Below are 15,091 nucleotides of genomic sequence, written 5' to 3'. Positions count from 1 at the left end.
TCTTTCCTCATCAGCCAGACGGAGAAATATTCTCCGGTAGGAAACTTGACGCATTTTGCAGGTAGTCAAAAAACCACCTGATTATATGACTGAACTGCGGAATAAGTTCTGAACGTTGCCAGTCCTCGCTTTGAGGAAGAGGCGTAAATGTATCGAGAAAGAATAGTAATGCCGATACAATTAACACACCACGCAACGCACCGAAACAGATCCCCAGAACACGATCTGTACCCGATAATCCCGTTTTTTGTACTAATGAGCTAATCACATAGTTAACGACTGCACCCACAATTAATGTGGCAATAAACAAGGCAGCAATGGCGATACCATTTCGAACTAACACATCCTCAAAGCGGGTAAAATAATCCGCCAAGTAAGGATAAAAGGTGCTAGCAACAAAAAAAGCACAACCCCAAGTGATTAATGATAATGCCTCACGTACAAAACCGCGGATCAGGCTTACTAGTGCCGAGAAGCCAATAATGGCGATAATTGTGTAATCAATCCAGACCATATTTCATTCCATAATTCGCACTCACGACAGCAGCGGAATGCATTCTAACAGAAAACGAAAACGTTTGCGTAACCATTTTACATTCAATTAAAAAAAATTAGCGGCGAAAAGAAAAATCATAATCGCCGCAGTAAGTTACTAAATCCCTTCATATTTTAAGGATGTTTATTTTAATATTAAGGTTTAAATGTTTGAATTATCCCTTTTGTCCCTGTAATTGCGTTTAGCTCTGAAAGCGAAGCTTCTAATTTCTGTCTTGACGCTTCTGGCCCAACATAAATACGCGTTAACTTATTGTTCACCGGTTTCGCTGGGACGGTATAAACCTGATATCCAGACAATCTAAGCTTCGCAACTATCTCTTCAACCTTGGCAGCATTATTCAATGCGATTACTTGAACCACAAATGCTTTACCTTGAGGCTCATTTTTTGGTTCTGGCTTAGGCTCTGGCTCTACTTTTGGTTTAGGCTCAGGCTTTGGTTCTGGTTTAGGCTCTGGCTTCTTCGGTTTCTCTGCTTCAATCGCCGCAGGAACGTTAGCTATGCCTTGAGAAACTTGATTCGCAGCTGCGGTCTGTACACTTTGCTTTTGCTCAGTGAGCGCCTCTGAAAGCATCGCCTCCGATGCCCCTTCTGAAGAAGCAGTTGATGCGCTATGCGTAATTGGCGCAATCGCTTCAATATCTTCTTCATCACCCGGTTTAGGAATGATAGGTATGGCTGCAAATTCATTTTCATTATATTTCTTATCGCCATCAAGCAGAGCAGGAAGCACAATTACCCCCACTGCGACTAATACAACGGCACCAGCCAGACGATTTTGAAATTTACTAGCCACCAGCGCTATCCTTTTGATTTTTCTAATAACATCATAACATGGGCTACTGTATGAAATGAGCCACAAACAATAATGACATCTTGTTCTTTTGCATCGAGGTTTGCTTTTTGCCAAGCTTGTTCAATGCAGCTAAATTCATTGGCACTATCGAGGTATTGGCTTAATTGCGCTACATCCGCCCCTCTGAATTCCGTCAGTGAAGCAACATACCAATCAGTAACCTGTTGTGATAAACAATTCAATGTACCTTGAATGTCCTTATCACCTAGCATTCCAACAACAGCACGTATACGTCGCCCTTCAACCGCTGGTAATTGCGCAAGCTTAGTCACTAAATAACCGGCAGCATGAGGATTATGTGCCACATCAAGTATGGTTAATGGCTTTTTACTGATAATTTGAAAACGTCCCGGTAATTGAGCTGTTCTCAAGCCTTGATGTATCGCTTTTTCTGTGATTTTCTGCGCTAAATGATGATCAATTTGCATCAAGCAACTGATAACACCTAGCGCCGTTGCTGCATTTGCTAAAGGCACATTAGGTAAAGGAAGTTTTTGCCATTGTTGCTGCGAGCTATGCCAAGACCAACTGTCGCCCTGCTCTACATAATGCCAGTCTTTGTCTCGACGAAATAGCAAAGTACCAATCTCATCCGCAAATGCACCTATTGAGTCAGGCATGTCAGGTTCACCAACCACACCATAATGGCCTTTTCTGAAGATTCCCGCTTTCTCGTAACCGATATGTTCACGAGAGGAACCCAGCCAATCAGTGTGATCTAGCGCAATACTGGTAATCGCAGCAATATCAGCATCAACAACATTCGTTGCATCTAGGCGACCACCTAATCCAACTTCGAGGATCACAATATCTAAATTAGCTTGTTTGAACAATTGCAAAGCCGCTAACGTACCGTATTCAAAGTAAGTCAGGGAAATATTGTCTCGCTGAGACTCTATTGTTGCAAAGGCTTGACAAAAATCGGCTTCTGAAAGCTCTAACCCTTGAATACGTACACGTTCGGTATAGCGGACTAAGTGCGGGGAACTGTAAACACCCACTTTCAACCCTGCTGCCATTAAAATGGACTCAAGAGTATGACAAGTTGTGCCTTTCCCATTCGTTCCGGTAACGGTAATAACACGGGGCGCAGGTTGCGTTAAATTCATCTGACGAGCAACTTGCCCGACTCGCTCCAACCCCATATCAATATTTTGGCTATGTAAGTCGGTGAGATAAGAAAGCCAAGCCTCCAAAGGAGACTTGGCATTAGGAATGATTAAATTACGCATCATTTTTTTTAAGCTTTGCAGGATCCTTTTCTCGTTCATTGATATCGATACCTTCAATATTTTCAGTAATATCGATTTCGATTTCAGGATCTTCAATAACAATAACCGGTGGCGCACTGAAACCCGGTTTGTTGGTTAATATCGCAAGAATTTCGGCGAGTTTATCTCGCATTTCAGGACGGCGAACAATCATATCAATTGCGCCTTTTTCCAATAAAAATTCACTGCGTTGGAAGCCATGAGGTAATTTTTCACGCACAGTCTGCTCGATAACTCGCGGACCTGCGAAACCAATCAAAGCCTTAGGTTCAGCAACGTTGATATCACCTAACATAGCAAGACTGGCAGAAACACCACCCATAGTAGGGTCAGTCAAAACAGAAATGTACGGTAAACCACGTTCTTGCATTTTCGCTAATGCTGCGCTGGTTTTTGCCATCTGCATCAATGACAGTAGTGCTTCTTGCATACGCGCACCACCACTTGATGAGAAACACACTAATGGACAGTTATCTTCCAAAGCTTGTTCCACTGCACGAACAAAGCGTGCCCCGACAACCGACGCCATTGAACCGCCCATAAAAGCAAATTCAAATGCAGCGGCCACGATTGGCATCTCTTTTAGAGTCCCTTTCATGACAATGATAGCGTCTTTTTCACCTGTAGCTTTTTGCGCAGCTGAAAGTCTATCTTTGTATTTTTTTGAATCACGGAACTTGAGAATATCTTTTGGCTCAAGCTCGCTACCTAATTCTGTTGTTGAGTTTTCATCAAGAAAGGCTTCAAGACGTTGACGTGCATGAATGCGCATGTGATGGTCACATTTTGGACACACCGACAAATTACGCTCAAGCTCAGCACCGTAGAGCACTTGCCCACAGCTGTCACATTTAGTCCAAACGCCCTCAGGGATATTCGCTTTATGCGATTGGGTTACGTTACCTTTCTTTAAAATCTTTTCAATCCAGCTCATTAATGGACCTTTTTGTCTGCTTGATCTCTGGCTAACACCAGTATGTAATTTTTTGCCATTAAACCACAATGATATCTCACTGTAGATAAAAACTTTTTAAACCTGCTAACGGTTATTCATTTTTTGTGCAGCTGCACGCTTTTCTTTTGCAGCAATACGACGATGTCGAATTATTTCAATCACCCCCGGTAAAATTGAAATAAAGATAATCGCAACTATCAGTAATTTCAAATTTTGTTGCACTATCGGTAAATCACCAAATAAGTAACCCGCATAGGTAAATAGTAACACCCATATTAACGCACCGGTCACATTATAAAAGGCAAAATGACGATAAGACATTTTTCCCATTCCTGCAACGAATGGCGCAAAAGTTCTTACAATTGGAACAAATCGTGCAAGGATAATCGCTTTTCCACCATGCTTTTCATAAAACGCGTGGGTTTTATCTAAATAAACACGACGGAAAATTTTCGAATCTGGATTTTTAAACAGCTTTTCACCGAAAATACGGCCTATAGTATAGTTTACTGCATCTCCAACAATCGCAGCGACTATCATTAAACCAACCATTAAATGAACATTTAAATCATTACTATCTAATGCAGCAATCGCACCCGCCACAAATAATAACGAGTCTCCCGGCAAGAATGGCGTAACAACAAGTCCTGTTTCACAAAATAGAATAAGGAATAAAATGCCGTAAACCCAATTACCATAGGTTGCGACTAATTCTGCAAGATGAACATCGATGTGCAAAATAAAATCGATAATAAAACTGATAAACTCCATAAAAATCCTCATTATGAATAGCATCCATGCTATTTCTCATCGTCGTTTGAACCTTAGTAGTAAGCCTTATCGCTGACTATCACCTCATGTTACAAACAACTTTAAGGTTAAATTAAATAAGATTTACATCAGCTCATCGGCAAGAAAAAGAGGCCCCATCACACTCGTAGGTAACTCATATTTTTCGAGATAATCAACTTTCACCAAGTATAACCCTTCGGCTTTAGCTGTTGCAGCTGCTTTAGATCTATCTTGTAACTCAAGAAGATGGCTTATCCAGTTAATATCCTGATTTCCACAACCTATCTCAAGTAAACTCCCAACAATATTCCTAACCATATGATGTAAAAACGCATTTGCTTTAATATCAACCACAACATAATGACCATGGCGGCTCACATTCACGTCCATCACATTCCGCCAAGGTGTTTTTGACTGGCACTGTAACGCTCTGAACGAGGTAAAATCATGTTCACCCAAAAGTGCCTGTGCAGCTTCATGCATTCTTTTTTCATCAAGTGGATAATGAAAGTGCGTTATACCATTTGATAATATTCCTGCTCGATAGCGATGATTAAAAATCACATAACGGTATCGGCGAGCTGTAGCGCTAAAACGTGCATGAAACTCATCATCGACAGGTTGAGACCAGCGCACAGCAATATCACTGGGTAAATGGGTATTAGTCCCAATGGTCCATGCTGACTCTTTACGCAATGCAGAGGTGACAAAATGAACCACCTGCCCTGTTGCATGCACGCCTGCATCCGTACGTCCTGCACATTGCACTCGAATAGGCTCAGCTGCAATCTTAGATAAAGCCTCTTCGAGACAACCTTGTACACTTACGACTTCTTTTTGACTCTGCCAACCGTAATAATTACTACCGTTATATTCAATACCTAATGCGATACGATATAACTTTTTTGATTCTGACATCAGTAAAATAGCTCCTGAGCCAGTTTTTCCGCAGTTTCGATTGCCATTAACGCGCCACCAAAACGGACATTATCCGCAACTGACCAAAACTGTAAGATTTCAGGAATTCCATAATCATTACGTAGACAACCAATACTGAGTTGGTCATTACCCGAAGCATCTGTAACTTGAGTTGGATAATCACCCTCTTCTGAGACCTGAATATCAGCAAAACGTTCAAGTTCATCACGCGCTTCTTCCGCACCCATCGGCCTCAATGACTCTAAATAAACCACTTGGGCATTACCATAAAATACCGGAGACTGCACAAAGCTGACTGCAACTGGTAAGCCGTCATCTTGTAAAATTTTACGCACCTGCTCAACAAGGCGGCGCTCTTGCACGACAGTACCTTCCATATCACCTAATAATGGCAACATATTAAATGCTAATTGCTTACTAAAACGCCCTTCTTCAGGCGGAATACCATTTAGTAAACGCGCGCTTTGCCCTGCAAGTTCATCAACCGCCGCTTTACCATGTGCAGAAACCGATAACATATTCGTTAAAGTAATACGGCCGATCCCTGCGGCATCAATCAACGGCTTTATCGCGGTTAATAACTGGCTAACGTAGCTATCTGCTAACGAAATAATATTTCGATTTCGATAATCAGCTAAAACATGCGCATTAACACTTGGCACAACTAAAGGAACGTCAGGATCTTGAGCAAAAACGCCACTGCTATCAATAACAATACAACCCTCTTGTGCCGCCTGCTCTGCATATTGCAAACTTGCGGTTTCTCCCGCCGCAAAAAAAGCAATTTGAGCTTGAGACCAATCAAAATTGGCAGCATCTTCGACTGGGTAGCTTTTACCGTTAAAACGAATAACTTCACCTGCACTTCGTTCACTTGCTAATAAATACAGCTCGCCAACAGGAAACTCTCTTTCTTGCAGCAAAGTAATAATGGCTTCACCGACTGCGCCAGTTGCCCCTAATAACGCAATATTCCAACCTTCAGTCATGGTCGTTCCTCTAAAAATAAAAACCAAATGCTATTATTCAACTAATTGTGCAGTAAATCCTAATGCATTCAGTTGAATGGCAGTTTGTGCATCATCACACAAAATTTCAAGAGATGACCATTCGCGGCGCTCTTGATAATGTTTGCGTAACTTGTCAAATTCACCGGCTATCGCTGCGACATCTCTCAGTGCAGCATCATCACGGCGCACATCATACACTAGATGCACTAATCTTTTGAGTTGACCTTGCGTTAATTTACCATTAAATGTAATTGAACTGATATCGGGTTTTGGCAACAGTGAAGATAGCGACACTTCACAGGGTTTACCCAAGAATTTACAATAGGCTTCATAGACTTGAGTTGTTCCCCGAGCCTTACCTTCCAAGGTATAACCCGCAATATGAGGTGTACCAATATCAACCCAATCTAATAATTCAGTGTCTAAATTTGGTTCAGGCTCCCAAACATCTAAAATGACACTGAGTTGTTGTCCTAGTTTAAGCTGTTGTAATAACGCTCGATTGTCCACCACTTCGCCGCGACTCGCATTAATTAAAATCGTACCAGCACGCAAATTAGATAACCGCGGTTCATCCATTAAATGGAAAGTTTTATATTCACCAGAAATATTTAGTGGCGTATGAAAAGTGAGAACATCCGCTTGCTCAAGCAAAACATCTAATGACACAAAGTTTTCATCGTCACCATTAGCGGCTCGAGGAGGATCGCATAATAGCGTTTTAACCCCCCAAGCGGATAGGCGATGATGCAAACGCCCACCGACATTGCCGACACCAACAATACCAACAGTTTTATCTCGTAAATCAAAATTATCGCGCTCGGCAAGCAACAATAAAGAAGAGAAAACATATTCGACTACTGCGATAGCGTTACAACCCGGGGCAGAAGAAAATGCAATATTGGCCTCAGATAGCCATTCAGTATCAACATGATCAAAACCTGCGGTTGCCGTCCCTACAAATTTAACCGGCGTGTTATTCAACAGTGAGCTATTGACCTTGGTAATCGATCGCACCATTAAGGCATCCGCATCAACAAGTTCTTTCTCTGGAACTGGACGCCCTGGCACTGCTTTCACTTCCCCTAGCTCACTAAATAGCTGCTGAGCATATGGCATGTTTTCATCAACTAGAATTTTCACTTAATTTGTCCCAATAGATTGACGTATCTGTTGCTCGAGATATAACAAGGGCCTATATTTTGCCACGTTCCCATAAAAGCCACTACCCTAGATTACCTTGCACGATAAACTCTTTTAAACGAAAACGGTCAGGCGTCACACCTGATATCTGCTGGAACATAGCAATAAAAGCAGATGCAGAGCTGTAGCCGACATCAAGAGCGACTTCATAGACACTTTTTCCTTGTTCCAATGCGGCTACTGCATGTAAATAACGTAAACGTTGCCGCCACTCACTAAAAGACATCCCCAATTCTTGCTGGCAACGCCTTGATAGCGTTCTTTCTGAGGTATAATAGCGCTTCGCCCATTCCGCCAATGTTGTATTATCGGCAGGTTCTTTTTGTAATTCTTGTAATATCGGTGCTAGAAAACGGTCTTTAGTGGTCGGTAAATAGGTATCTTGGCAAGGCAAAACAGCGAATTGGTCAATTAATACCTCAGCCAATCTCGTATCTTGTTCTGTCTCGGGTAGTGAAACACCGCGTAGAAACATATCGGTCATAATGGAATGGAAAATTGCACTTAACTTTACCACGCAAGCACGCTGCGCAAATTTATCATTGTATTTTTGTGAAAAATCAATAATCCGAAATTTAACACTTTGCTTGCTAAAACTAGCATGTTGAGTATTGGCCGGTATCCAAATACAAAATTCAGGCGGCGCTAGATAATGTTTGCCCTCAACCTCCATTTCCATAATACCGCAGACAACATAAAGCAACTGCCCAAATGCATGTGCATGGGATTTGTACTCTGTCTGGGTATTAATTTGCTCATGACGTAATGCAATAAATGTGGGTTCAATAATATTGCATTCATTCACTAACCAAGTGTCAGATTTTGAATTTCGCATCTTATCCTGTCTGAAAAACGTTATCGAATGTCTGGTAATCAGTATATATAAAAAATCAGACAGATGTATACTAGTCCCACTCATTTGGGAGAATGCTTTTAATGAAAAATTTTCTTTTTCCGCTCATTGCGGTTTTTTTATGGTCACTCAATGCTATCGTCAGCAAAGCAGCAGCGACGGCAATAGATCCGGCTGCAATATCATTTTATCGTTGGGCTTTAGCGCTTGTGGTGATGACACCTTTTGTTTTTCGGTCAGTGCTTAAAAATAAACAAATTGTGATGAAACATTGGTGGCAGCTCGCCATTTTAGGTGCTTTGGGCATGATGATCTACCAAAGCCTTGCCTATTATGCAGCTCATACTGTCAGTGCCACATTCATGGGAATAATGAATTCATTAATTCCATTATTAACAGTTATTATTAGTATTTTTGTGCTACGCATTATTCCAACCGTGGGTATTGTTGTTGGTGCAGCCCTCTCGTTATCAGGCTTAGTGTGGCTAGTCAGCCAAGGCAATCCAAGTAGTCTGTTAACACACGGTTTAGGTACGGGTGAGTTACTAATGATCATAGCTTCCGCCGCTTATGCCTTATATGGTGTTTTAACTAAGCGCTGGGGGATTAAACTCTCAAGCTGGGATTCTTTGTATATACAAATCTTTTTTGGCGTGATTTTATTAATACCAAGCTTTGTATTAGCAGATGACGTCTCTTTAAATAGTCATAATATTGGATTAGTTCTTTTTGCGGGTATTGCCGCATCCATTATTGCACCTGCGATGTGGATCCAAGGAGTCATGCGCTTAGGTGCCAATACCACGTCAATATTTATGAACCTTGCTCCGGTATTTACAGCCATTATTGCCATCTTTGCACTCGGTGAAGAATTAAAAAGCTATCACTTAATAGGCGGAGGTGTGGTTTTATTAGGTGTAATGCTAGCGCAACAGCTCCGCACGCCGCTAACTCAAGTCTTTAGCCGTAGGAAAAAAACAACGCAGGAAGATAGCTGCCAATAATAACGATACGATTACAGTCTATCTATTCTATAGCGTGATACAAGTTTGAATGCAATGTCGTAACCAATATGCCCCACTTCCGTGGGGCTATTTTTATATAGATACTTTATGACGCTAATTTAGATAAATATCTTTTCATTCCCCTATTAATATTTATTGCGACTATGCTTTTTCGTGTGCAATGGGAATGGGATCTCAATGTTATATATTTTATTAATCATCCTACTAAATTTGCTTTTTATATATTTCGAAAATGCTTCCTTTAAAATTCTCAAGTCTTGCTTCAATATTGGAAAATGAAACCTCGTTACATTCATATCGATCCTTTTCATTTAAGTGATGAGATATATTTTACGATTTCAACCATAGATAAGTTCTCATACTTACAGCACCAATAATTTAACAAAATGATTCTCCATCAAGACTCATCACTTTTTTTCAAAAAAAAAACGAGAACCTAAGTTCTCGCTTTTTCTATTCGCACAATAATGACGCGATATAATACAAATTACGCTTTATATTTGCTCATCACTAATGTTGCGTTTGTACCGCCGAAACCAAAGCTATTTGACATAACAGTATTCAGTGCTTGCTCAGTAGGTTTAGTCACAATATTCAAACCTGCTGCTTTTTCGTCAAGATTTTCAACGTTAATACTTGGTGCAATAAAACCATGCTCTAACATCAATAAGCTATAAATTGCTTCTTGAGCACCCGCAGCACCCAATGAGTGACCTGTCATTGCTTTAGTTGCAGAAATTGCAGGTGAATCATGACCAAACACTTCTTGGATAGCTTCTAGTTCTTTCGTATCACCTACAGGCGTTGAAGTACCATGAGTATTAATATAGTCAATTTTGCCTTCAATACCGTGCATTGCCATTTGCATACAACGTACCGCACCTTCACCTGAAGGAGAAACCATATCGGCACCATCAGAAGTTGCACCATAACCCACAACTTCAGCATAGATGTGCGCGCCACGTGCTAATGCATGTTCTAACTCTTCAACAACAACAATCGCGCCACCACCTGCAATAACAAAACCGTCACGGTCTTGGTCATAGGTTCTAGATGCTTTATCTGGCGTTTCATTGTATTTCGTTGACAATGCGCCCATTGCATCAAATTCACAAGTCATTTCCCAGCTCAGCTCTTCACCACCGCCAGCAAAAACAACATCTTGCTTACCTAATTGAATAAGCTCAACGGCGTGGCCGATACAGTGTGCAGAAGTAGAACAGGCTGAACTAATTGAATAGTTTACGCCTTTAATTTTAAACGGAGTTGCCAAGCAAGCTGAAATACCTGATGCCATTGCACGCGTTACCATATAGGGACCGACGCCGCGTAAACCTTTAGCACGCATACCATCAGAACCCGCCACTTGGTTACGAGGTGAACCACCACCTGAACCAACAACGATACCAGTACGTAAATTTGAAACTTGGTCTTCTGCTAGATTTGAATCTTTAATTGCCTGCTCCATTGACAGGTAAGCATAAACTGAGCAATCGCTCATAAAGCGGCGGATCTTACGGTCAATCAAACCGTCAGTATCCATTTTAACATTACCCCAGACATGACTACGCAGCCCTGCCTCTTTAAATTCTTCTGAGAAAGTGATCCCGGAACGACCTTCCTTCAGAGAAGCCAGTACTTCTTCCTGGTTATTACCAATGCTGGAAACAATACCTAGGCCAGTGATGACTGCACGCTTCATTCGTTACCTCATAACTATAATTATTTGATTGCGGGATTACATGCAGTCACTTTAGCTTACACTTGTACGCTGAACAAGTCCGATCAGGGTAAATATTTGTATTTTTTTATTTATGACACTCATAAGACTTTTATGTGAAGGTAGCCTTACGCCGTCATCAGCGCTAAAATTCAACCATTATTTAAGTAAAAATGGATTGTAACGTGAAAAAGATAGCCATAGAGACTGCAAACCTTAGCTGGAATGAGGAAGGTACGCCAATGTCTGAACAATTTGAGGATATTTATTTTTCAAATCAAAGTGGCTTAGAAGAAGCGCGCCATGTGTTTTTACACGGAAATCATTTCCCTGAACGTTTCTCAACTCATCCATTTAAAACCTGTGTTATTGCAGAGACCGGATTCGGTACTGGATTGAATTTTCTCGTGTTATGGCAAGCTTTTGTTCAATTCAAATTAGCTAACCCACAAGCTACAACACAACGTTTACATTTCATTAGCTTTGAAAAATACCCTTTAACAAAACAAGATTTAATTACAGCGCACAGCTGTTGGCCTGAACTTGCCCCGCTATCAAAACGATTATGTGAATATTGGCCACAGCCCCTAGCTGGAAACCATAGAATACTCTTAGAAAATGGTGCGATAACCTTAGATTTATGGTTTGGTGACGTTAATGAACAGATATCTCAACTTAATTTCAGCTTAAACAATCAGATAGACGCTTGGTTTTTAGATGGATTTGCCCCATCAAAAAACCCACTTATGTGGAGCGAACAGCTGTTCACTACAATGGCAAAATTTTCCAAAAATAATGCCACATTTTCCACTTTTACCGTAGCGGGTTTTGTCAAAAGAGGATTACAACAAGCAGGTTTTGCCATTCATAAAGCCAAAGGTTTTGGTCAAAAGCGTGAAATGCTAATTGGTAGCTTAATTAAAAAAAGCACTGATCTACCAACACCATGGTTTGCACGATTACCTGCCAGTAAAACTGATGATATTGCCATTATTGGTGGCGGATTAGCCAGTTTAACCGCCGCTTATACCTTGATGAAACGCGGCGCTAAAGTCACACTTTATTGCAAAGACAAGCGAGTAGCCCAAAATGCATCAGGAAATCGACAAGGGGCAATTTACCCGCTACTCACTGGCAATAACGATCCCCTAGAACGTTTTTTTGTCAGTGCATTTCCATTTGCCTCGCGCTTTTACCATTATCTCGCCACCATAGGATTAGAATTTGATGGGCAGTGGTGCGGTGTTAGCCAACTCGCCTATAATGATAAAATTGCTCAAAAAATTGAAACCATGTTACAAACACAGTGGCCAGAAAATTTTGCAGTTGGTAAAAGCAAACAACAACTGAGTGAAATTTGCGGAGTGGAAGTAAATCATTCAGGTATTCACTATGCTACTGGTGGCTGGCTTTGCCCTGCTCAACTTTGTGACAGTTTAACTCAATATCTTCAAGCACAAGGTGTTGAGTTTTGTTTTGAACATGAGGTTAACCAACTCGAGCACAACGACGATAATTGGCAATTAGATATTGATGTTGCTGGCACAACAAAACAATTCATTCATCAAACTATTGTTATCGCTAATGGCTATAAACTCAGACAATTTACACAAACCGAATACATTCCAATCACGCCTATTCGTGGACAAGTCAGCCATATTCCAACCAATCCAACACTCCAAAAACTGAAAAACGTCCTCTGTTTTGAAGGATATTTGACCCCAGCAGACTCATCAAATGAACAACATTGCTTAGGGGCGAGTTATCAGCGTGAGCATCTTGATTTTGATTATAGTGAAGAAGAACAGCAAGGTAACAAGCAAAAGCTCATTGATAACCTGCCGGATCTAGCATGGCCACACGAAATCGATGTATCACAACAACGTTCACGTCAAGGCATTCGCTGTGTCATCCGCGACCATATGCCATTAGTTGGCAATGTCCCTGATTATGATAAGCTCATGTTGATATACAAAGAATTACCTCAACAAATGGCGCGCAAGCAATCTATCGCCAATGCCCCCGTTCACCCCAATTTATTTATTTTAGGCGCTTTAGGTTCTCGCGGTCTTTCAACGGCACCGTTATGTGCGGAAATTTTAGCATCGCAAATTTTTGGACAGCCATTGCCTTTAGATGATGAAACCTTAGCAGAATTGCATCCTAATCGATTTTGGGTAAGAAAATTGTTACTTGGCAGGAAAGTGAAAAAGCCTTACTAATGAATTGTATTGGTCTGTTATTTATATCTAGCAGACCAACTATTTAAATTAAAATAATTTCCATCGCACATCTATCTTGGGGTTCAAAACCAATATCTAACTCATGCTGCACAATTTGTTGTAATGCAGATGTTAGATTTTCTTTTTCAATAATTGAGAAACCTAAACTTTGATAGTAAGGTGCATTCCATGGAATTTCACAAAAAGTCGTTAGTGTAATTCGCGCTATCCCTAAATTAACTGCCGTATTAAAAACCTGCTTAATTAGCTGCTTGCCAATACCTTTTCCTTGCCATTGCTGACAAACAGATAATTCGCAAATGTGCAGGCTATTTTCGTGTTTTTCGAAATTAATAAAACCAATAGGCTCATCACTATTGTTAACTGCAATCCATTCCATTTGTAATTGAATAAATTTCAGATGATCTTGCTCAGTCTGCACATTACCTTGCGCTATCCAACCAAATTTATCATGTCCCAAAAAAGTTTGAGCCGCCGATTTTTCAACCGCAGGAAGATATTTAGCATCATATTGATTTGCAAGGCGAATGGAATACATAATGACTCGATAAGTTTAACTAATTGAAGTAATTTAATTAAAAGCGGTTTAAATCAATATAAAAAAAATCATATAAACATTACTCAAAATAGTTCGAGTTGTGGCTAGGCGGCAAGTGAAGCTAATCCCTAGGAGCATACATAAGTATGTGACTAGGGTTAGCAAGCGCAGCCAACAACGCCACAGCTTGAAATATGAAGAGTTGCGATTAGCCGGCAAGTGCAGCCAACACCACCACAGCTTGAAATATGAAGAGTAATTAACGCACCTCGTTCAACAGCTGCCCCCACATCCCCAACACCAAGATCTGATCAGGTGGTGTCAGCTCGCCAGCTTTAATCGCAGTTTGAATACTTTGCTCAACACGTTGATATAACGCATCTGCGCTTGTTTGGTTTTCTTCTTCTAGTTCTGCCACAGCAAGGGTTAAGTGACCACGCAAGTATCCACCCGCAAATAATTCGTCATCGCTAGCGTGTTCGACCATATCATCAATTTTTGTCAGTATGCGTGTTTCAAAATCCGCAAGCATGCTTAATCCTTACTATCATGAGTGTTTTGATTTATTAAGCGAAGATATCTTCCGGATAAGGGAATGCTTCCGCGCAAAGTGGAGGCGTATTGTAAAACGATTGTAACGCATTAACAAAGCGTAATGGTCGTTCTGGGATACCATTTTCTAAATATAACATCACTTGTGCGTGAACTTTGCGCATAAAAGCAATGCGATCTGGTTCAAAATCACCTTCTAGGTTGTCACAGCTGACATTAAATGGGATCCCCACTGCCACGCAAAATAACCAATCAAATGCTTGAGGCTTAATTTCCACCACTTCGAAATCACATTGAGTCTTTGCATCACGCCCATCTGGGCAGTACCAATAGCCGTAATCGACCTGCTGACGCCTTGCTTCTCCCGCAATGCACCAGTGTGAAATTTCATGCAGCGCACTCGTGAAAAATCCATGTGCAAAAACAATGCGATGATAAGAAATAGTTTCATCCGCAGGTAAATAAATAGGCTCATCATCCCCTTTTACCAACTTGGTGTTATATTCCGCACCAAAACATTCGTCGAAGATATTAATTAATTGCTGATAATTATGTTTAGTCATGAATAATTCAAATC

At 40.9% G+C, this 15,091-nt stretch carries 15 protein-coding genes; 2 read left to right on the top strand and 13 right to left on the bottom strand.

Annotated features, from left to right (window positions below):
• Positions 1-10: 10 nt before the first annotated feature.
• The 9 genes from cvpA to DD649_RS14085 all read right to left on the bottom strand — a co-directional run bounded on the left by cvpA (position 11) and on the right by DD649_RS14085 (position 8,418).
• Positions 11-514 (bottom strand): colicin V production protein, encoded by a 504-nt coding sequence (cvpA, locus tag DD649_RS14125; RefSeq protein WP_336430861.1) that lies wholly within the window; start codon positions 512-514, stop codon positions 11-13.
• Between the two features lie 176 nt (positions 515-690).
• Positions 691-1,353, bottom strand: a complete 663-nt coding sequence (gene dedD, locus DD649_RS14120; RefSeq protein WP_294107972.1) for a cell division protein DedD — start codon at positions 1,351-1,353, stop codon at positions 691-693.
• A gap of 5 nt (positions 1,354-1,358) precedes the next feature.
• Complete coding sequence (gene folC, locus DD649_RS14115; protein WP_294108088.1) at positions 1,359-2,645, bottom strand: bifunctional tetrahydrofolate synthase/dihydrofolate synthase; 1,287 nt, start codon at positions 2,643-2,645, stop codon at positions 1,359-1,361.
• Entirely contained in the window at positions 2,638-3,618 is a 981-nt protein-coding gene (gene accD, locus DD649_RS14110; protein ID WP_294107971.1) for an acetyl-CoA carboxylase, carboxyltransferase subunit beta, read from the bottom strand. Before accD ends, folC begins: the two co-directional genes overlap by 8 nt.
• A gap of 105 nt (positions 3,619-3,723) precedes the next feature.
• Positions 3,724-4,410: a DedA family protein gene (locus tag DD649_RS14105; RefSeq protein ID WP_294107968.1), complete on the bottom strand. Its 687-nt coding sequence runs from the start codon at positions 4,408-4,410 to the stop codon at positions 3,724-3,726.
• Positions 4,411-4,533: 123 nt separating this feature from the next.
• The gene (gene truA / locus DD649_RS14100; RefSeq protein ID WP_294107966.1) at positions 4,534-5,349 is read right to left on the bottom strand and encodes a tRNA pseudouridine(38-40) synthase TruA; all 816 of its coding nucleotides are present in this window, start codon (positions 5,347-5,349) and stop codon (positions 4,534-4,536) included.
• Positions 5,349-6,359 carry an aspartate-semialdehyde dehydrogenase gene (locus DD649_RS14095; RefSeq protein ID WP_336430860.1) on the bottom strand — a complete coding sequence of 337 codons (1,011 nt, stop codon included), beginning with the start codon at positions 6,357-6,359 and terminating at the stop codon, positions 5,349-5,351. The genes truA and DD649_RS14095 overlap by 1 nt, the downstream gene beginning before the upstream one ends.
• 33 nt (positions 6,360-6,392) lie before the next feature.
• Entirely contained in the window at positions 6,393-7,523 is a 1,131-nt protein-coding gene (pdxB, locus tag DD649_RS14090) for a 4-phosphoerythronate dehydrogenase PdxB (protein ID WP_294107962.1), read from the bottom strand.
• Between the two features lie 82 nt (positions 7,524-7,605).
• Positions 7,606-8,418: a helix-turn-helix transcriptional regulator gene (locus DD649_RS14085; protein WP_294107960.1), complete on the bottom strand. Its 813-nt coding sequence runs from the start codon at positions 8,416-8,418 to the stop codon at positions 7,606-7,608.
• 101 nt (positions 8,419-8,519) lie between these two features.
• Here DD649_RS14085 and DD649_RS14080 point away from each other — a divergent pair, with 101 nt between their 5' ends.
• The gene (locus DD649_RS14080; protein ID WP_294107958.1) at positions 8,520-9,440 is read left to right on the top strand and encodes an EamA family transporter; all 921 of its coding nucleotides are present in this window, start codon (positions 8,520-8,522) and stop codon (positions 9,438-9,440) included.
• Positions 9,441-9,948: 508 nt separating this feature from the next.
• Here DD649_RS14080 and fabB read toward each other — a convergent pair.
• Positions 9,949-11,163 carry a beta-ketoacyl-ACP synthase I gene (fabB, locus tag DD649_RS14075; RefSeq protein ID WP_294107955.1) on the bottom strand — a complete coding sequence of 405 codons (1,215 nt, stop codon included), beginning with the start codon at positions 11,161-11,163 and terminating at the stop codon, positions 9,949-9,951.
• Between the two features lie 203 nt (positions 11,164-11,366).
• On the opposite strand from fabB, the gene mnmC reads away from it, so the two are divergent.
• The gene (gene mnmC / locus DD649_RS14070; protein WP_294107953.1) at positions 11,367-13,403 is read left to right on the top strand and encodes a bifunctional tRNA (5-methylaminomethyl-2-thiouridine)(34)-methyltransferase MnmD/FAD-dependent 5-carboxymethylaminomethyl-2-thiouridine(34) oxidoreductase MnmC; all 2,037 of its coding nucleotides are present in this window, start codon (positions 11,367-11,369) and stop codon (positions 13,401-13,403) included.
• 43 nt (positions 13,404-13,446) lie between these two features.
• Here mnmC and DD649_RS14065 read toward each other — a convergent pair whose 3' ends face one another.
• The 3 genes from DD649_RS14065 to DD649_RS14055 all read right to left on the bottom strand — a co-directional run bounded on the left by DD649_RS14065 (position 13,447) and on the right by DD649_RS14055 (position 15,077).
• Positions 13,447-13,962, bottom strand: coding sequence for a GNAT family N-acetyltransferase (locus DD649_RS14065; protein WP_294107951.1), 516 nt, complete (start codon positions 13,960-13,962; stop codon positions 13,447-13,449).
• A 259-nt stretch (positions 13,963-14,221) separates the two neighbouring features.
• Positions 14,222-14,494, bottom strand: a complete 273-nt coding sequence (locus tag DD649_RS14060) for a YfcL family protein (RefSeq protein ID WP_294107949.1) — start codon at positions 14,492-14,494, stop codon at positions 14,222-14,224.
• Between the two features lie 34 nt (positions 14,495-14,528).
• Positions 14,529-15,077 (bottom strand): elongation factor P hydroxylase, encoded by a 549-nt coding sequence (locus tag DD649_RS14055; protein WP_294107947.1) that lies wholly within the window; start codon positions 15,075-15,077, stop codon positions 14,529-14,531.
• Positions 15,078-15,091: the final 14 nt, after the last annotated feature.

It is taken from the genome of Providencia sp. (assembly GCF_003533305.1).
In the GTDB taxonomy this organism is placed as follows: Bacteria; Pseudomonadota; Gammaproteobacteria; order Enterobacterales; family Enterobacteriaceae; genus Providencia.
This window is presented reverse-complemented; position numbering and strand designations above follow the sequence as displayed.

Bases quoted from the DNA above. Each gene is read 5' to 3' on its own strand.
- cvpA (WP_336430861.1), bottom strand. From the start codon at position 514: ATGGTCTGGATTGATTACACAATTATCGCCATTATTGGCTTCTCGGCA.
- folC (WP_294108088.1), bottom strand. From the start codon at position 2,645: ATGCGTAATTTAATCATTCCTAATGCCAAGTCTCCTTTGGAGGCTTGG.
- accD (WP_294107971.1), bottom strand. From the start codon at position 3,618: ATGAGCTGGATTGAAAAGATTTTAAAGAAAGGTAACGTAACCCAATCG.
- DD649_RS14105 (WP_294107968.1), bottom strand. From the start codon at position 4,410: ATGGAGTTTATCAGTTTTATTATCGATTTTATTTTGCACATCGATGTT.
- truA (WP_294107966.1), bottom strand. From the start codon at position 5,349: ATGTCAGAATCAAAAAAGTTATATCGTATCGCATTAGGTATTGAATAT.
- DD649_RS14095 (WP_336430860.1), bottom strand. From the start codon at position 6,359: ATGACTGAAGGTTGGAATATTGCGTTATTAGGGGCAACTGGCGCAGTC.
- DD649_RS14085 (WP_294107960.1), bottom strand. From the start codon at position 8,418: ATGCGAAATTCAAAATCTGACACTTGGTTAGTGAATGAATGCAATATT.
- DD649_RS14080 (WP_294107958.1), top strand. From the start codon at position 8,520: ATGAAAAATTTTCTTTTTCCGCTCATTGCGGTTTTTTTATGGTCACTC.
- fabB (WP_294107955.1), bottom strand. From the start codon at position 11,163: ATGAAGCGTGCAGTCATCACTGGCCTAGGTATTGTTTCCAGCATTGGT.
- DD649_RS14065 (WP_294107951.1), bottom strand. From the start codon at position 13,962: ATGTATTCCATTCGCCTTGCAAATCAATATGATGCTAAATATCTTCCT.
- DD649_RS14060 (WP_294107949.1), bottom strand. From the start codon at position 14,494: ATGCTTGCGGATTTTGAAACACGCATACTGACAAAAATTGATGATATG.
- DD649_RS14055 (WP_294107947.1), bottom strand. From the start codon at position 15,077: ATGACTAAACATAATTATCAGCAATTAATTAATATCTTCGACGAATGT.